The 15,869-nt window shown below is 66.0% G+C and carries 19 protein-coding genes; 12 read left to right on the top strand and 7 right to left on the bottom strand.

Features of this window, described 5'->3' with window-relative positions; all coding sequences use genetic code 11:
* From ACUCV3_RS05195 to ACUCV3_RS05180, 4 genes are read right to left on the bottom strand one after another with little or no spacing between them, the layout of a single operon-like run.
* Entirely contained in the window at positions 1-654 is a 654-nt protein-coding gene (locus ACUCV3_RS05195) for a CpaD family pilus assembly protein (RefSeq protein ID WP_279728674.1), read from the bottom strand.
* Positions 655-670: 16 nt separating this feature from the next.
* On the bottom strand, positions 671-2,194 hold the full coding sequence (locus tag ACUCV3_RS05190) for a type II and III secretion system protein family protein (RefSeq protein ID WP_279728675.1): 1,524 nt from the start codon (positions 2,192-2,194) through the stop codon (positions 671-673).
* Position 2,195: 1 nt separating this feature from the next.
* Entirely contained in the window at positions 2,196-3,212 is a 1,017-nt protein-coding gene (gene cpaB / locus ACUCV3_RS05185) for a Flp pilus assembly protein CpaB (RefSeq protein ID WP_279728676.1), read from the bottom strand.
* A 51-nt stretch (positions 3,213-3,263) separates the two neighbouring features.
* Positions 3,264-3,737, bottom strand: coding sequence for an A24 family peptidase (locus tag ACUCV3_RS05180; protein WP_010336255.1), 474 nt, complete (start codon positions 3,735-3,737; stop codon positions 3,264-3,266).
* Positions 3,738-3,786: 49 nt separating this feature from the next.
* Between ACUCV3_RS05180 and ACUCV3_RS05175 the strand changes: the two genes are divergently transcribed.
* From ACUCV3_RS05175 to ACUCV3_RS05165, 3 genes are read left to right on the top strand one after another with little or no spacing between them, the layout of a single operon-like run.
* Positions 3,787-4,740 (top strand): alpha/beta hydrolase, encoded by a 954-nt coding sequence (locus ACUCV3_RS05175; protein ID WP_482240405.1) that lies wholly within the window; start codon positions 3,787-3,789, stop codon positions 4,738-4,740.
* Positions 4,737-5,840, top strand: a complete 1,104-nt coding sequence (locus ACUCV3_RS05170; protein ID WP_482240404.1) for an NAD(P)/FAD-dependent oxidoreductase — start codon at positions 4,737-4,739, stop codon at positions 5,838-5,840. The genes ACUCV3_RS05175 and ACUCV3_RS05170 overlap by 4 nt, the downstream gene beginning before the upstream one ends.
* A gap of 21 nt (positions 5,841-5,861) precedes the next feature.
* Positions 5,862-6,038, top strand: coding sequence for a YegP family protein (locus tag ACUCV3_RS05165; protein WP_004207987.1), 177 nt, complete (start codon positions 5,862-5,864; stop codon positions 6,036-6,038).
* 39 nt (positions 6,039-6,077) lie between these two features.
* On the opposite strand, the gene rnhA is transcribed toward ACUCV3_RS05165, so the two are convergent.
* The 3 genes from rnhA to ispH are packed head-to-tail and all read right to left on the bottom strand — an operon-like array spanning position 6,078 to position 8,463.
* The gene (rnhA, locus tag ACUCV3_RS05160) at positions 6,078-6,524 is read right to left on the bottom strand and encodes a ribonuclease HI (protein WP_004207986.1); all 447 of its coding nucleotides are present in this window, start codon (positions 6,522-6,524) and stop codon (positions 6,078-6,080) included.
* A complete protein-coding gene (gene thrB / locus ACUCV3_RS05155; RefSeq protein WP_279728679.1) occupies positions 6,521-7,498 on the bottom strand; it encodes a homoserine kinase in 978 nt (325 codons plus the stop codon). The genes rnhA and thrB overlap by 4 nt, the downstream gene beginning before the upstream one ends.
* Positions 7,499-7,503: 5 nt before the next feature.
* A complete protein-coding gene (ispH, locus tag ACUCV3_RS05150) occupies positions 7,504-8,463 on the bottom strand; it encodes a 4-hydroxy-3-methylbut-2-enyl diphosphate reductase (protein ID WP_279728680.1) in 960 nt (319 codons plus the stop codon).
* A 167-nt stretch (positions 8,464-8,630) separates the two neighbouring features.
* Between ispH and ACUCV3_RS05145 the strand changes: the two genes are divergently transcribed.
* The 9 genes from ACUCV3_RS05145 (at position 8,631) to tatC (ending at position 15,838) form a co-directional block, all read left to right on the top strand.
* Entirely contained in the window at positions 8,631-9,239 is a 609-nt protein-coding gene (locus tag ACUCV3_RS05145) for a hypothetical protein (RefSeq protein ID WP_010336260.1), read from the top strand.
* Positions 9,240-9,368: 129 nt separating this feature from the next.
* The gene (argS, locus tag ACUCV3_RS05140; protein WP_279728681.1) at positions 9,369-11,096 is read left to right on the top strand and encodes an arginine--tRNA ligase; all 1,728 of its coding nucleotides are present in this window, start codon (positions 9,369-9,371) and stop codon (positions 11,094-11,096) included.
* Between the two features lie 19 nt (positions 11,097-11,115).
* On the top strand, positions 11,116-11,835 hold the full coding sequence (locus ACUCV3_RS05135; RefSeq protein ID WP_279728682.1) for an SPOR domain-containing protein: 720 nt from the start codon (positions 11,116-11,118) through the stop codon (positions 11,833-11,835).
* 55 nt (positions 11,836-11,890) lie between these two features.
* Entirely contained in the window at positions 11,891-12,901 is a 1,011-nt protein-coding gene (gene nagZ / locus ACUCV3_RS05130; RefSeq protein WP_279728683.1) for a beta-N-acetylhexosaminidase, read from the top strand.
* A 17-nt stretch (positions 12,902-12,918) separates the two neighbouring features.
* On the top strand, positions 12,919-13,701 hold the full coding sequence (locus ACUCV3_RS05125) for a segregation and condensation protein A (RefSeq protein WP_004207978.1): 783 nt from the start codon (positions 12,919-12,921) through the stop codon (positions 13,699-13,701).
* An 8-nt stretch (positions 13,702-13,709) separates the two neighbouring features.
* Positions 13,710-14,291, top strand: coding sequence for an SMC-Scp complex subunit ScpB (scpB, locus tag ACUCV3_RS05120; protein WP_010336265.1), 582 nt, complete (start codon positions 13,710-13,712; stop codon positions 14,289-14,291).
* A 28-nt stretch (positions 14,292-14,319) separates the two neighbouring features.
* Complete coding sequence (locus ACUCV3_RS05115; RefSeq protein WP_004207976.1) at positions 14,320-14,559, top strand: twin-arginine translocase TatA/TatE family subunit; 240 nt, start codon at positions 14,320-14,322, stop codon at positions 14,557-14,559.
* A 26-nt stretch (positions 14,560-14,585) separates the two neighbouring features.
* The gene (locus ACUCV3_RS05110; protein ID WP_279728684.1) at positions 14,586-15,050 is read left to right on the top strand and encodes a twin-arginine translocase TatA/TatE family subunit; all 465 of its coding nucleotides are present in this window, start codon (positions 14,586-14,588) and stop codon (positions 15,048-15,050) included.
* On the top strand, positions 15,047-15,838 hold the full coding sequence (tatC, locus tag ACUCV3_RS05105) for a twin-arginine translocase subunit TatC (protein WP_037510477.1): 792 nt from the start codon (positions 15,047-15,049) through the stop codon (positions 15,836-15,838). The genes ACUCV3_RS05110 and tatC overlap by 4 nt, the downstream gene beginning before the upstream one ends.
* Positions 15,839-15,869 lie beyond the last annotated feature (31 nt).

Here is a 15,869-nt window from a genome sequence, read left to right as displayed (position 1 = left end):
TTACTGGCCTCCGTTCGAGAGTTGCTTGAGCTCGCCAGCGCCGGTTGGTGCCTTGTCGCGATAGGTGGAAATGGCGCGGTTCGAGGTGGCTGTGCGCAATTCGCTGTCGCTGCTCTGGCCACGGACCAGATCTTCGGGGTCGGCGACCATCGTCGCGAGATTGCTGTTCATGGCGCAGCCGAAATTGGAAGAAGCGCCCAGGCTCATCGGCGACTCGGCCTTGTTCGACCAGTCGGGGCAGCCGGGAACCGACGCGGTGGTGCGGCGCACGACCAGCCGGACACTGCCTTCCGGCGCGGAGCCGGCCGCGGCTGAACTGTCCTGACCCAGCAGCATGCCATGGCGCGCGACGACATTGGCGATATCCTCGCCAAGATCGGGGCTGTAATAGCCCGCGTCGGTGACGATCGCGACCCGATCACCATAGCCAAGCTTGATCGTGGCAAACCAGTCATCGAGGCGCGCGGCTTCGGCGGGGGCAAGGCGCGCGCCGCCGGCCTGCACGTCGAAGGTGTAGCTGGTATAGCTGACCACCGGCTGGTGGACCGAGTCCACGCCGCGATTGGGGCTGTCGGTCGAGCAGGCCGCGAGCGGCAGCGCCAGCAGGGCAAGGGCGCCGAGGCGGACGAGGGTCTTGCGGGAGGTGGAAGTCATGTCTTTCGTCCTTCCGTCAGAAGCTGAAGCCGGGGGTCGCGCCGCCCGACTTGCCGGAGGAGCGGCTGTCTTCGCGGGCCGCGAGGGCGGGCGCGGCGATCGATGCCTGCGGGCCGGGCGCGGGCGCGACGGGCGAGCCTGGCGCACGGGTCGGCATATTGGGCTGGGCGCCGCTGACGCCGTCATGCATCTGCTCCAGGAACAGGCCCTGGCCGACATTGGCATTGCGGAAGCCGTCGGTCGGCAGGCGGATGTCGGACGCGTTGACCGGCTTCACCAGATAGGGGGTGACGACGATCACCAGTTCGGTTTCGCTGCGCTGGAAGCTGCGCGACTTGAACAGGCTGCCCAGGATCGGGACATTGCCCAGGCCCGGCACCTTGTTGATCGTGTTGCCGGTTTCATTGTTGAGCAGGCCCGCGATCATGAAACCCTGGCCCGAGCCCAGTTCCACCGTGGTTTCGGCAGTACGGCTCTTGAGCGCGGGAACGGAGCTGTTCACGCTGAAGTCGAGGCTCGAGACGGTCGGGCGGACGCGCAGCGAGATGCGGCCATCGGCCAGCACCGTCGGGGTGAAGGCCAGTTGCACGCCATATTGCTTGAACTGGATGCTGTTGCCCGACGACGGGCCGTTATTGACCGTGTAGGGATATTCGCCGCCGGCCAGGAAGCTGGCGGTTTCGCCCGACAAGGCAGTCAGGTTCGGCTGCGCCAGGGTGGTCGCGAGACCGCTGGTTTCTGCAAGGTCAAGTGCGCCGGCAATGTCCATGCCGAACAGCCGGGCAACGCCGCCGAGACTGTAGGAGCCATCGGTCGGATTGTTGAAGGTCCAGCTGTTGTTGGCGCTGTCATAGCTCGCGAAGTCGCGTGAGCCGCCGCCGATATTGCCCGCGACCTTGCCGCCGCTGTTATCGGCACTGGCAAAGTTGGTGCCGATCTTGTGGCCGACATCCTTGCTGACTTCGGCGATCTTGACCTGCAGCATGACCTGAAGCGGGGTCGCCATCAGCAGGCGGCTGACGACGGTCGTTTCCTTGCCGACAAAGGCCTGGGTCAGGCGTTCGGCTTCGGCCGCGTCTTCGGGCGCCTTGATCGTGCCGGTCAGCAGCACCATGCCGTTCATCTTGTTGACGGCGATATTGGCACCGGGCATCGCCAGGCGCAGCATGTCGTCGATGGTGGTCAGGTTGTTGCCGACCCGAACCGTGCCGGAAAACAGCACCTTGCCATTGCCGGCCGTCACGAAGACGGTGGTTTCGCCCGGCTTCTTGGCGATCAGGTAAAGCTGGTTGTTCGAGCGGACATGGACATCGACGACATCGGGATTGGCGATGACGACATCCGACATCTTGGCCGGCAGGTTGACAACCTTGCTGCCGCCGACCGACATCAGGATCGCATTGTCCTGATCGGCCGCAGGGGCGGCATTGAGGGCCGTGGTGGGCGCCGCGACGGCGGCCAGGGCCAGGCCGAGCGCGATCGCCGGGGCAGCGAGCGGACGAGCCGCCTTGTGCCGCACGAGCATCTGGTAAGCGTTCATCTTACTTCCCCCCGACCGGAACTTCGGTCACATTGGTGCCGCGGGCGATGCGGACGGTCGGCCCCTTGAATTCGGCCGTGCCGACCGGTGCACCACCCGGAGCTGCCATCGCGGGCATGGCCGCTGCATCAGGCTTGGCCGGGACGCTGCTGCGCTGGTAGCGCGACACGTCGGCGCCGGTCGAATAGGTGGAGCCGCGATCGACCGGGCGGGCCGCGATCTTGGCAATGATCGACTTTTCCGAACCCGGATTGCTGCCATCAGGCAGGTCGACGTCGGAACCGGCAATGGCGGCGTCGAGATCCGATGCAGTATCGGCGATCGAGCGCAGCGACAGCGACAGCGAGCCGATGGTCTGCGACACGGCGAGCTTTTCGGCGATCTTGGGCGTCACTTCGACCGTGACGTTGGAATAGGTCTGGACGACGGGCTTGCCATCGGGGCCCATGGCGTCGGTGCGCTGGTCGGTGGCGAGCACGCGCAGGTTGCGCAGGATCGTTTCCGAAACCTTGAGCGGGGCGCCATCGCCGCCGCCCGAGACCGTCTGGGTCAGCACCAGGTCGATGCGGTCGCCAGGGAAGACGAAGCCGGCAACCGCATTCTGGGCCGAGACCGGCACGGTGACGGCGCGCATGCCCGGACCGAGCGCGGCGGCCAGGAAGCCACGGTCACCCGGACGGATGACGGCGCCCTGGGTCAGCGGCTGGCCGGCGGTGATCGCGTTGCGGACGACGCTGCCTGCAAGCTTGAGCGGATCGGCCTGGCCCTTGAGATAATAGGCGGCCTCGATCAGATCCTTGGGCCAGGGCTGGAAGCGGAAGCTTTCCGCGTCCAAAATGGTCCCCACCGGCAGGGCCTTGGTCGCCACCAGAACATGCGGCTGGTCCGCCTCGTTCGGCATTGCGGCCGCGTTCACCTGCGGCGTAGATGAAGAACTCAGCATGCTGCGCGCAAGCAAGGCTGTAGTGACCGCTATGATTAGCGCCCCCACCAGCAGCACGATCTTCTTAGCATCCATGACGAAACTCGCCTTTCTCAAATGGGCGGCCTGCCCCCAGGGGCCCAATCATCACGCAAATTGGTTAAGATATCGTTCGCCAAGTAACCAAAGGGCGGCGATCGATATGGCTACGCCGTAGGGTATTTCGGGTTGGCCCTGCTTCCGGCGGAGGCGGTGGTGGATCACCGTGACGATCGTCACGGCCCCGCCCAGAATCGCCATCAGCGTCAACAGGGTCAGCACCGCCTGCCACGGAAACCACAGCGCCAGCGCGCCGAGCAGCTTCACATCGCCCCCGCCCATCATGCCGAACGCGAACAGCGCGGCGAACAGGACGAAGACCAGCAGGCCGACCAGCAACTGCACCGCCATGCCCGGCCAGAGCGGCAAGCCGCAGGCGATCCACCATAGTGGCGCCAGGGCGGCGACGCCCAGGTTCAGCCGGTTGGAGATGATGCGCGCGCGCAGGTCCGTGATCGCGGCTGCGATCAGCAGGATGCCCAGTGCGGCGATCAGCGCCAGTCTGAAATATTCCCCCAACATGAGGGTCAGGCACTAGACCATATGGCTTACCAAACCGTAACCATGGCCCATGGATTCGCCGATCTTCCCGTCGCCCGCCCTTGACCGTCGCGCCTGGCCGATGGGTGGCCAGCTCGATTATTGGCAGGCCCCTGACGGCTGGCCGATCCGCCGCTATCGGCTGGGCGCTGGTACCCGTGGCCGGATGCTGATCCTCAACGGTCGTGGCGACATGATCGAGAAATATCTGGAGGTGATCCACCACTGGGCGCAGCGGGGCTGGGCGGTGACCAGTTTCGACTGGCGGGGGCAGGGCGGATCGGGCCGGCTGACCGATGATCCGCTGTGCGGCCATATCGATGACTTTGCCCGGTGGATTGGTGATTTGCGCGCGCTTTCAAATGATTGGCGCGCGGAGGGCCGTGGTCCGACGGTCATGCTGGGCCACAGCATGGGCGGGCATATGCTGCTGCGGGCGCTGGCAGAGGGGCTGCCGAAGCCCGATGCGGCCGTGGCCGTGGCGCCGATGCTTGGGCTGCATACGGCCCCGCTGCCGCGCTGGCTGGCGGTGGCGATCGCCAATTTCATGTGCGCGATCGGCCAGGGGGGGAAGCAGGCCTGGACGCAGAAGGAAGAGAGCGAGCGGCAGCGCCAGATGCGGCAGAAGCGGCTGACCCATGATCCCGATCGCTACGCCGATGAAATCTGGTGGCGGGATCATAGCCGGGACATCGCGCTGGGGCCGCCAAGCTGGAACTGGGTGCGGCTGGCGCTCGAGTCGACTCGCGCTTTGGAGGCGGGAAGCGGGCCGGAGCGAATCGCTGTGCCGACCCTGGTTCTGGCGGCCTGCCGCGACCAGTTGGTGGCGACGCCGGCGATCCGGCGGATCGCGGCGCGCTCGCCCGATGCCCGGCTGCATGTCTATGGGCGCGAGGCCGCGCATGAAATCCTGCGCGAGCTCGACCCGGTGCGGCTCGATGCGCTGGGGCGGATCGACCGTTTCCTGGATGAGGTTGCCCGTTGAACAGGCCCGATATCGTGATTGTCGGTGGCGGGATCGCGGGCGCCAGCCTGGGCGCGGCGCTGGCGGAAACGGCGCGGGTGCTGATCCTGGAGATGGAGGACAGCGCCGGCTATCATGCGACGGGGCGATCGGTCGCCTTCTGGGAAGAAACCTATGGCGGGCCGGTGGTCCAGCCGCTGACCACGGCTTCTGGCAGGCTGCTGGAGTCGCCCGATCCCGATTTCTTCGATGGCTCCTTTTTGTCGCCGCGCCGCACGCTGCATATCGGCCGGGCCGGGGATGAAGGCTTGCGCGACACGCTGCTGGCCGATTTTGCCGGGGCGGTCGAATTGCAGCCGGTCGATCCGGCCAGTCTGGTGCCGGGGCTGCGGCCCGACTGGGTGCTGGGCGTGCTGGAACCGAGTTGCCGCGACATCGATGTCGCGGCGCTGCATCAGGCCTATCTGCGTCGGTTCCGCAAGCTGGGCGGCGAAATGCGGCTGGGGGCAAGGCTAGAGCACGCCGAACGACAGGGCGATGGCTGGCGGATCGAGACCCGCGACGGGCCGATCGAATGCGGCCTGCTGGTCAATGCCGCCGGGGCTTGGGCGGATGATGTCGCTGTGGCCTGCGGTGTCACGCCGGTCGGCATCACGCCCTATCGCCGGACGGTGGTGCAGTTGCGGCTGGAGGATATGCCGGCTGACGAGATGCCGCTGGTGATGGACATGCAGGGCGGCTTCTATTTCAAGCCCGAGGGGCAGGGGCGGATCTGGCTGACGCCGCATGACGAGGTCGCTTCGCCCCCCTGCGATGCCGCGCCCGAGGAACTGGCGATCGCGCAGGCCATCGACCGGTTCCAGGCGGCGGTCGACTGGCGGATCGCGGCGGTCGAGCGCAAATGGGCGGGGCTGCGCAGCTTCGCGCCGGACCGGGGGCCGGTCTATGGCTTCGAGCCGGCGGTCGAGGGCTTCTTCTGGTTCGCCGGGCAGGGCGGTTTCGGCATCCAGACCGCGCCGGCGGCCGCCCTGCTGGGCGCCAGCCTGTTGACCGGCAAGGCCATGCCGCAGGCGATTGCCAGCCTCGATATCGCTGCTTATGCTCCCGAACGGTTTCGATAGCGCAACCAGCAGGAGAGCATGATGGCGCACAAGTTCGTGATCGAGAAGAACAAGGCCGGCGAGTTCGTGGCCAAGTTCAAATATAATGCCGAGATCATCTTCTGGACCGAGGGCTACAGCTCCAAGGCCAGCGCGAAGAATGCGATCGAGTCGATCCTGAAGAACGGCCCCGGCGCGCCGATCGAAGAAGCCGAATAAGCTGCGCGGCGCGGGGAGGGTGACCTCCCCGTCCCTATCCTATTTGCGGAAGCTCTCCGCTGCGGCGCAGGCGAGGGCATCGGCTCGCTCATTTTCCGGGTGGCCGGCATGGCCTTTGACCCATTGCCATGTCAGCTTGTGCCGGGCGGCGGCCTTCACCAGTTCCTGCCAGATCTCGACATTCTTGACCGGCTTGTTGTCGGCCGTCTTCCAGCCGCGCTTCTGCCAGCCGAAGATCCATTTGGTGATGCCGTCCATGACATATTTGCTGTCGGTGTAGAGCGTCACCTGGCACGGCTTCTTGAGCGTGTTGAGCGCTTCGACGGCTGCCATCATCTCCATGCGGTTGTTGGTGGTCATCGCCTCGCCGCCGGAGATTTCCTTTTCCTGGTCGCCAAAGCGCAGCACCGCGCCCCAGCCGCCCGGACCAGGATTGCCCTTGCACGCGCCGTCGGTGAAGATCTGGACTTGCGGCAGGTCGCTCATGCGCCGAGCAGCTCCGCCGGATCGGCCTTGGCGTAGAAATCCATGCGGCGCAGATAGGCGAGCGGATCCTTGCGCGTCACCAGTGCATCGGCGGGCGTGTTGATCCAGTCATAGGCGCGGGTCAGCAGGAAGCGCAGCGCGGCGCCGCGGCACAGGATCGGGAAGGCGGTCCGTTCCGCGTCGGTCAGGCCATGGGCAGCGGCATAGCCTGCGCCGATCGCGACCGCGCGGTCGCCAAACCAGGTGGCGCCGTCATTGCTGAAGCACCAGGCGCTGTGGGTGACGGCCAGGTCATAGGCGCGAATGTCGGTGCAGCTGAAATAGAAGTCGATGAGGCCGGTGACTTCATCGTCCAGCATCAGGACATTGTCCGGGAACAGGTCGGCATGGATCACCGAACGCGGCAGGTCGGCCGGCCAATGGGCGTCGAGAAAGGCCAGTTCCTCCGCCACGCGGGCGCCAAGGCCCGGCGCGATCTGGTCGAAATCATCGCCGCACTTGGCGGCCAGCGCGTGCCAGCCATCCTTGTCGAGCGCATTGCGCCGTTCGCCGGCAAAACCCTGCGCCGCCTTGTGCAGTTCGCCCAGCGCCACGCCGCAGGCGCGCGCCTGGGCCGGGGTCGGTTCGGTCACGGAAATGCCGGTCAGGAATTCGATCAGGCAGGCCGGGCGCCCGCCCAGCTGTTGCAGCCGCTTGCCATCGGTGTCGGCAATGAAGCGCGGCACCAGGCAGCCGCGCGCGCCCAGATGGTCGAGCAGGTCCATGAAGAAGGGCAGGTCCGCCTCATCCACCCGCTTTTCATAGAGGGTCAGGATATAGCGGTGGCCGCTTCCGTCATGGCCGGTGGTTTCGAGCAGATAGTTGCTGTTTTCCACCCCTTCGGCGATGCCCTTGGCGGACACCAGCCGACCAGCATCATAGCGGGTGAGGAAGGCGTCAATCTCTTCGGCGGGAACATGCGTATAAACGGCCATGGGGGTTATGCGACCTCCAGTCCGCGCGGCAGCTTGAAGGAGATATTCTCCTGCGCGGTTTCGACCTGTTCCTCGGTCACGGCGAAGCGCTCCGCAATCCGGTCGACGACTTCGCGCACCAATATTTCGGGCGCGGAGGCGCCGGCGGTGAGGCCGAGCGTTGTTACGCCGTCCAGCCAGGCAAAGTCGATTTCCTCGGCGCGCTGGATCAGGCGGGCGGGGGTGCCTTCGCGCTCGGCGACCTCGACTAGGCGCAGCGAGTTGGAGCTGTTGGGCGCGCCGATCACATAGACGGCGTCGCAGCGGGCGGCGATCGCCTTGACCGCCGTCTGGCGGTTCGACGTCGCGTAACAGATATCCTCGCCCTTGGGCGCGATGATCGAAGGGAAGCGGCGCTCCAGCGTGGCGACGATCGCGGCGGTGTCGTCGACCGACAGGGTCGTCTGGGTCAGGAAGGCGAGATTGTCGGCATCGGTGGGCGCCAGCGCCTCGGCATCCTCGACCGTTTCGATCAGCGTCATCGTGCCGTCGGGCACCTGGCCGAAGGTGCCGATCACCTCCGGATGGCCCTTGTGGCCGATGAACAGGATGTGGCGACCGGCGGTCACCATGCGTTCGGCCTGGCGATGCACCTTGCTGACCAGCGGGCAGGTGGCGTCGAGATAGTCGAGGCCGCGCTCCTCCGCCTTGGCCGGCACCGCCTTGGGCACGCCATGGGCGGAAAAGACCACCGGCACGCCGTCGGGCACCTGGTCCAGTTCCTCGACAAATATCGCGCCCTTGGCCTTCAGGCTGTCGACCACGAACTTGTTGTGGACGATTTCATGGCGGACATAGACCGGCGCGCCATATTTCTCGATCGCGCGCTCGACGATGATGATGGCGCGGTCGACACCGGCGCAGAAGCCGCGCGGGGCAGCGATCAACAGGGTCATCGGCGGGCGAGGGGCGGGGCTCTGCGTCATGGGCGCGGCTTAGGGCAATGTCGCGCCCGAAGGAAGGGCCAACGCAAATCACCGCGCTTTGTGTTGCGTGGGCGGCGGGGGATGGATAAGGAAGCCGGACGCCTCTGTCCAAGGGGCATGCTGAGGAATTGCTGCCTGTGACATTGTCCCGAATTGCGTTGACCGGAATGCTCGCCCTTGCCCTTGCCGGCTGTTCTCGCCGGGGGGAAATCGACCCGACGGGCGGTATCGTCACGGTGCGTTCGGCTTGCCCGGTGGCTGCAATCCCGGCCTATACCGGTGACGTGACCCTGTTCAATCCGGCCCAGAGCCGCGATGCCTCCGCGATCGACGTGGTGGCGAACATCACCGATCTGCGCTCGACCTGTTCCGATGGCGCCCAGCTTTATACCCAGGCGACCTTCGTGGTGAATGCGCGTCGCAACGACGCCAGCGCCGCGCGCCAGGTGACCTTGCCCTATTTCTCGGCGATCGTGCGGGGCGGCAGCGCCGTCGTCGCCAAGCGGATCGGCCAGGTGACGCTGAACTTCGCGCCGGGCGAATATCGCGCGACCGCGACTGCCACGGCCGGCTCCTATGTCGACAAGGCATCGGCCACGCTGCCGCCGGAAATTCAGCAGAAGATCACGCAGAAGCGCAAGGCAGGCGACGCGGATGCCGCGATCGACCCCTTCGCCCAGCCGGACGTCAAGGCGGCGCTGCAGCGAACCAGCTTCGAGTTGCTCGTGGGTTTCAACCTGACCCAGGATCAGCTCAAATATAACGCGACCCGTTAAGCCCGTTGATTTGTTTCCGTTCGGGCTGAGCGAAGTCGAAGCCCGCCACTGAGCGAAGCGAAGTGCTTCACTCCGTTCAGCCTGGCCCTTCGACTTCGCTCAGGGCGAACGGAGTTGAAGGAAATGCCCGTGTCCCTTTACACCCGTTTCACCGCCCATCTCGATGCCGTGCTCGACGCGCTGGAGGCTGAAGGCACGCTGCCCGCCGGCCTCAACCGCAAGCCGGTGACGGTGGAGCCGCCGCGCGATCCCAGCCATGGCGACCTGGCCACCAACGCCGCGATGGTGCTGGCCAAGCCCGCCGGCACCAATCCGCGCGCGCTGGCCGATGCGATCGTGACCAAGCTGCAGGCTCTGGACGAGGTCGAGGCGGCCAGCATCGCCGGCCCCGGCTTCATCAACCTGACCCTGACCGACCCGACCTGGCGGGCGGAACTGGCGGCGATCCATGCCGAGGCCGCCGACTATGGCCGGTCCGATTTCGGCGCGGGCACGACCGTGAACGTCGAATATGTCTCGGCCAATCCCACCGGTCCCATGCATATGGGCCATTGCCGCGGCGCCGTGGTGGGCGACGCGCTCGCCACCCTGCTGGAATATGCCGGGCACAAGGTGATCCGCGAATATTATATCAATGATGCCGGCGGCCAGGTCGACGTGCTCGCCCGTTCCGCGCATGTCCGCTACCGCGAAGCGCTGGGCGAGGATGTCGGCGCGATCCCCGAGGGGCTTTATCCGGGCGATTATCTGGTGCCGGTGGGGCAGGCGCTGGCCGCCGAATATGGCGACAGGTTCGTCGGCGCACCGGAAGGCGACTGGCTGGTCCTGTTCCGCACCTTTGCCGTGGCGAAGATGATGGACATGATCCGCAGCGATCTCGCGCTGCTGGGCATCCACCACGACATCTTCTCGTCGGAGGCGGAATTGCAGGCGGCGGGCAAGCCGGCCGAGGCCGAAGCCTGGCTGCGCGCCCATGACCTGGTCTATGACGGCGTGCTGGAAGCGCCCAAGGGCGAACTGCCCGACGATTGGGAGCCGGTGGAACTGCCGCTGTTCCGTTCGACCAGGTTCGGCGACGACCAGGATCGGCCGATCAAGAAGTCGAATGGCAGCTGGACCTATTTCGGCGCCGACATGGCCTATCATTTCCAGAAGGCCCAGAGCGCGGACCAGCTGATCGACATCTGGGGCGCGGACCATGCCGGTACGGTGAAGCGCATCCAGGCCGCCGTCGCCGCCCTGACCGAGGGCAAGGCGCGGTTCGACGTGAAGCTGATCCAGATGGTCCGCCTGCTGCGCGACGGCGAGCCGGTGAAGATGTCCAAGCGCGCCGGCAATTTCGTCACGCTGGCCGATGTCGTGCGCGAAGTGGGCAAGGATGTCGTCCGCTTCACCATGCTGACGCGCAAGGCCGATGCCCAGATGGACTTCGATTTCGCCAAGGTGGTGGAAGCCTCGAAGGACAATCCGGTCTTCTATGTGCAATATGCCCATGCCCGCATTTCCTCGCTCGGCCGCCGCGCCGAAGAAGCCGGGATCGACCTTCCCGCGCCCGACCTGTCCCTGCTTGGGACGGCGGAGCTGAACCTGGTGAAGCTGGCAGCGCAGTTCCCGCGCGTCGTCGAAGGATCGGCGCAGGCCCGCGAACCGCATCGTATTGCCTTCTATCTCAATGACTTGGCTTCGGCATTCCATGGCTGGTGGAATATGGGCAATGACGATCCGCGTGCGCGCGTCGTGCTGGCGGACGATCCGGCCCTTACCTCGGCCCGGCTTTTCTTGAGCCGCGGAATAGGGCAGATCATCCGCAACGGCCTTGCCCTGATGGGCGTGGTCGCGCTGACCGAAATGCAGTGAGCCGAGCGGAGTTTCGATAATGGGTGACTATGCACGTGGGCGACTTGACCTCGATGACGAGGACCGGCTGCCCTGGCTGGAACCTGCGCTCGACGAGGCGGATGAGGAGCGGATTTCGCCCCTGCGCCTGCTGGGCCTCATCATCCTGGGGCTGGTGCTGATCGGCGCGGTGGTCGCGGGCATGTGGTGGTTGCAGAACCGCAACGGCGGTGGCGCGGGCGAGGGGCAGCTGATCGCCGCGCCGCAGGGCGACTACAAGATCGCTGCCAAGGAGGCGGACGCCAAGAAGTTCCAGGGCGAGGGCGATGCCAGCTTCGCCGCGAGCGAGGGCGTGGCCCGTGATGGCCAGATCGACCCGAGCCGCGTGCCCGAGGCGCCGATCACCCCGACCGGCGCAGCCCCCGCAGGCACCAAGCCCGCTGTTCCGGCCAAGCCGGCGCAGAGCGTCACCGCCAAGGTCGAGGACGAGACCAGGGCCGCGCCCAAGGCAGTCGCGCCAAAGGCGGCCGGCAGCGGCGTCATCCAGCTGGGCGCCTATGGCAGCGCGTCGGGCGCCAAGGATGCCTGGGGCCGCCTGTCGAAGCGCTTTGCCTATCTGGCGCCGCTCGCCATGTCGGTCGAGCCGGCCGAAGTGGGCGGCAGCACCGTCTATCGCCTGCGCGCCAGCGCCGGCGGGCAGGCGGGGACCGTCTGCGGCAAGCTGAAGGTCGCGGGCGAAAGCTGCATCATCGTCAATTGACCCAAACAGGGCGCGGGCGTCGACAGCCCGCGCCTTAGTCATTAGCATCGGCGTCATGAAACCCGTCATCTTCGGCCTATCCGGCGAAACCCTGACCGCCGACGAGCGCGCCTTCTTTGCCGAGGCGCAGCCGGCCGGATATATCTTGTTCAAGCGCAACATCGCCGATCGCGCGCAGGTGCGGGCGCTGACCGACGAACTGCGCGCGCTGCACGGGCGCGACGACCTGCTGATCATGATCGATCAGGAGGGCGGCCGGGTCGCGCGGATGCAGGCGCCGGTCTGGCCCAGCTTTCCGGCCGGCGCCGTGTTCGACCGCCTCTATGACATTGCGCCGTCCAGCGCGATCGCGGCGGCGCGGGCCAATGCACGGGCTCTGGCGCTGATGCTGGCGGAGGTTGGCATCACGGTGGATGCGCTGCCGCTGCTGGACGTGCGGCAGGCGGGCGCGAGCGACATCATGGGCGACCGGACGCTGGGCGCCGAGCCGATGCGCGTCGCGGCGCTTGGCCGGGCCGTGATCGAGGGGCTGGCCGACGGCAATGTGGTGGGCATCGTCAAGCATATGCCCGGCCACGGCCGCGCGCTGGTCGACAGCCATCTGGAACTGCCGGTCGTCCATGCCGGGACGGAAGAACTGGAAACCGACCTGGCGCCGTTCTGCGCGCTCAAGGATGCACCGATGGGCATGACGGCCCATGTCGTCTACACCGCCTGGGATGCCGACCGGCCGGCCAGCCTGTCGCCGATCGTGATCGAGGAGATTATTCGCCAGCGTATCGGCTTTAACGGGCTGCTGATGTCCGACGATCTCGACATGAAGGCGCTCAAGGGCTCGATTCCCGAACTGGCCGCCGGGGTGGTCGCGGCCGGGTGCGACCTGGCGCTCAACTGCTGGGGGCGGATGGACGATATGGTCGGCATTGCCAATCTGATGCCGGAGATCACGCCGGCTGCGCGGGCGCGGCTCGATCGGGCGATGGCGTCGGCCCATGTCGCCGACCTGCCGCCGTTCGAGGAGTTGCTGGCGACCCGCGATACGTTGCTGGCGCTGGTTCCGGCCTGATCGCGGACGCGGGGGCGATGGACGATCTCTTCACCGCCCCGGCTGCGACGCCCGCCGAGGTCCTGACCGTCAGCTTCGAAAGCTGGGAGGGGCCGCTCGACCTGTTGCTGGCGCTGGCGCGGACGCAGAAGGTCGACCTGCGCGAAATCTCCATCCTGGCGCTGGTCGAGCAATATCTGGCCTATGTCGATGGCGCGCGGCAGTTGAAGCTGGAGCTGGCGGCCGACTATCTGGTGATGGCGGCCTGGCTGGCCTATCTCAAATCGGCGATGCTGCTGCCCAAGGAAGCGCAGCCCGAGCCCAGTCCCGAGGAAATGGCGCTACGCCTGCAATTGCGGCTGCAACGGCTGCACGCCATGCGCGAGGCGGGCGCGCGGCTGATGGCCGGCGATCGAATCGGGCGCGACGTGTTCGTCCGCCCCCGGCCCGAGGGGCTGCACATGGTGCGGCGGGCGAAGTGGAGCGCCAGCCTTTATGATCTGATCCAGGCCTATGGCCAGATCCGCGCGCGTAACCAGCCGGTGGTGCATATGGTCGCGGTGCGGCCGGTCATGACCCTGGACGAGGCGATCCAGCGGGTGAGCGCGCTGGTCGGGTCGGCGCTCGACTGGACGACCCTGGAATCCTTCCTGCCCGACGATCGCGACGGACCGATGGCGAAATCGGCGCTGGCCAGCAGCTTCGTAGCGATGCTGGAACTGGCCAAGCAGGGGCGGGTGGACATAAGGCAGGACGGAATATTCGAGCCGATCTATCTGCGGGCGGCGCTGTCGGGCGATCAATGGGAGCAGTTGCGGTGATCCGGGAGATGGATGATTTCGCGCGCGCGGTGGAGGCGGCCTTGTTCGCGTCGGAGGAGCCGCTGACGCCTGCTGAACTGCGCGCCCATGTCGGCGATGGCGGTGATCTGCCCGCGACGCTGGCCGGGCTGGCGCAGGATTATGCCGGGCGCGGCGTCAATCTGGTCGAGCGGGGCGGGCGCTGGCATTTCCAGACGGCGGCCGACCTGGCGCATATCTTGCGGCGGGAACGGGACGAGACGCGCAAGCTGTCGCGCGCGGCGATGGAGACGCTGGCGATCATCGCCTATCATGAGCCGGTGAGCCGCGCGGAGATCGAGGCGATTCGCGGGGTTCAGGTGGCGAAGGGCACGCTGGATGTGCTGATGGAGGCCGGATGGGTGCGTCCGGTGGGACGGCGCGAAGTGCCGGGGCGCCCGCTCATCTATGCGACCAGCGTAGAGTTTTTGTCACATTTTGGCCTTAGCAGCCGCCGGGACTTGCCGGGTCTGGATGATTTGCGGGCTGCGGGGTTGCTGGATCCGGTGGATTTGGCGCTGGAGGGTCTGGGCGGTCAATCCGTTCTGGAAAAGGATGAGGAAGAGGCCTAGAAAGGCCTCCTTTCAGGAGTATGTGAAAATGGGTTCTTTCTCGCTGATGCACTGGGTGATCGTGCTCCTGGTCGTCATGCTGCTGTTCGGTGGCGGCCGGATTTCCGGCCTTATGGGTGACGTGGCCAAGGGCATCAAGAGCTTCAAGAAGGGCATGGCCGACGACGAGGACGACGCGACGCCGGCAAAGCCCGCGACCCGGATCGAGGGTCATCGCGTGCCCGAACAGGATGCGCCGAGTGCGACCGAAGAAAAGACCAAGGCCTGATCTCTAACGCAGGCTGGTAGTCGCGCATGTTTGGCATCGATTCGACCGAATTTCTGGTGATCGTGATCATTGCGGTGATCGTGATCGGCCCGAAGGATCTTCCGCGCGCGCTCTACAAGGTGGGGCAGATCGTGGGGAAGGCCCAGGGCATGGCCCGGCATTTCCGCACCGGCATCGATGCCATGGTGCGGGAAGTCGAGCTGGAAGAGCTGGAAAAGAAATGGGCCGAGCAGAATAAGCGCATCATGGCCGAGCATCCGCCCGAGACCCAGGTTCCCGAAACCCAGGTCATTGAGCATGGTTCGACCAGCGATGCGCCTGCTGCTTCGGCTGTAGACGACAAGCCGCCTTATGTGGCGGAAGCGCCGGCGGCCCCCGTTGCCGATGCGCCGCCCTATGTGGCGGAGGCCGCGCCGCCACCGGTGGCGGACAAGCCACCCTATGTTGCCGAGGAGCCGGTGGCGCCCAAGCAGGGGGATGCGGCGGCATGATCGGCGAGATTGACGACAGCAAGGCGCCCTTGCTGGACCATCTGATCGAGCTGCGCAGCCGCCTGCTCAAATGCGTCTATGCGCTGTTCATCACCGGGGGGATCTGTTTCTATTTCTCCGAACAGCTCTTTGCCATCCTGGTCCATCCGCTCAAGGAAGCCTTTGGCGACGCCGGCGGCAAGCTGGTCTACACCAAACTCTACGAAGCCTTTTTCGTGCAGATCAAGATCGCGGCCTTCGGTGCGTTCTGCCTGTCCTTTCCGATCATCGCCAACCAGCTCTGGGCGTTCGTCGCGCCGGGCCTATATGCGAAGGAAAAGAAGGCGCTGCTGCCGTTCCTGATCGCCACGCCCTTCCTGTTCGCGCTGGGCGCGAGCCTGGCCTATTTCGTGGTGATGCCGACCGCCTTCCATTTCTTCCTGGGCTATCAGGGGAATGCAAGCGGGCTGCAGATCGAGGCGCTGCCGAGCGCGGACAGCTATCTGGGCCTGGTGATGCAGTTCATCCTGGCTTTCGGTATCTGTTTTCTGCTGCCGGTGTTGCTGATGCTGCTCAACCGGGCCGGCTTCGTATCGCGCGACCAGCTCAAGGGCATGCGTCGCTACATGATCGTCGGCGCCTTCATCCTGGCCGCGGTGCTGACCCCGCCGGATGTGGTGTCGCAGCTGATGCTCGCCATCCCGCTGCTTCTGCTCTACGAAATCACGCTGGTCGCGATCTGGTTCACCGATCGCAGCCAAGCGAAACGAGCCGCCGCAGAAGCAGCGGCAGAGGAAGCATCCGCATAAGAAAAGGCCCGCGAAACGCGGGCCTTTTTAT

The organism is Sphingobium sp. VMM (genome assembly GCF_056790315.1).
The sequence above is the reverse complement of the archived record's forward strand: the minus strand, read 5'-3'. Positions and strand labels throughout refer to the sequence as shown.

What these genes read in the sequence shown, in the direction of transcription:
- tatC (WP_037510477.1), top strand. Translation starts at nt 15,047, where the DNA reads ATGATCGGCGAGATTGACGACAGCAAGGCGCCCTTGCTGGACCATCTG.
- scpB (WP_010336265.1), top strand. Translation starts at nt 13,710, where the DNA reads ATGGATGATTTCGCGCGCGCGGTGGAGGCGGCCTTGTTCGCGTCGGAG.
- cpaB (WP_279728676.1), bottom strand. Translation starts at nt 3,212, where the DNA reads ATGGATGCTAAGAAGATCGTGCTGCTGGTGGGGGCGCTAATCATAGCG.
- ACUCV3_RS05110 (WP_279728684.1), top strand. Translation starts at nt 14,586, where the DNA reads ATGTTTGGCATCGATTCGACCGAATTTCTGGTGATCGTGATCATTGCG.
- ACUCV3_RS05190 (WP_279728675.1), bottom strand. Translation starts at nt 2,194, where the DNA reads ATGAACGCTTACCAGATGCTCGTGCGGCACAAGGCGGCTCGTCCGCTC.
- ACUCV3_RS05195 (WP_279728674.1), bottom strand. Translation starts at nt 654, where the DNA reads ATGACTTCCACCTCCCGCAAGACCCTCGTCCGCCTCGGCGCCCTTGCC.
- ACUCV3_RS05165 (WP_004207987.1), top strand. Translation starts at nt 5,862, where the DNA reads ATGGCGCACAAGTTCGTGATCGAGAAGAACAAGGCCGGCGAGTTCGTG.
- ACUCV3_RS05115 (WP_004207976.1), top strand. Translation starts at nt 14,320, where the DNA reads ATGGGTTCTTTCTCGCTGATGCACTGGGTGATCGTGCTCCTGGTCGTC.
- ACUCV3_RS05135 (WP_279728682.1), top strand. Translation starts at nt 11,116, where the DNA reads ATGGGTGACTATGCACGTGGGCGACTTGACCTCGATGACGAGGACCGG.
- thrB (WP_279728679.1), bottom strand. Translation starts at nt 7,498, where the DNA reads ATGGCCGTTTATACGCATGTTCCCGCCGAAGAGATTGACGCCTTCCTC.
- ACUCV3_RS05175 (WP_482240405.1), top strand. Translation starts at nt 3,787, where the DNA reads ATGGATTCGCCGATCTTCCCGTCGCCCGCCCTTGACCGTCGCGCCTGG.
- ACUCV3_RS05145 (WP_010336260.1), top strand. Translation starts at nt 8,631, where the DNA reads ATGCTCGCCCTTGCCCTTGCCGGCTGTTCTCGCCGGGGGGAAATCGAC.
- nagZ (WP_279728683.1), top strand. Translation starts at nt 11,891, where the DNA reads ATGAAACCCGTCATCTTCGGCCTATCCGGCGAAACCCTGACCGCCGAC.
- ACUCV3_RS05125 (WP_004207978.1), top strand. Translation starts at nt 12,919, where the DNA reads ATGGACGATCTCTTCACCGCCCCGGCTGCGACGCCCGCCGAGGTCCTG.
- ispH (WP_279728680.1), bottom strand. Translation starts at nt 8,463, where the DNA reads ATGACGCAGAGCCCCGCCCCTCGCCCGCCGATGACCCTGTTGATCGCT.
- ACUCV3_RS05180 (WP_010336255.1), bottom strand. Translation starts at nt 3,737, where the DNA reads ATGTTGGGGGAATATTTCAGACTGGCGCTGATCGCCGCACTGGGCATC.
- rnhA (WP_004207986.1), bottom strand. Translation starts at nt 6,524, where the DNA reads ATGAGCGACCTGCCGCAAGTCCAGATCTTCACCGACGGCGCGTGCAAG.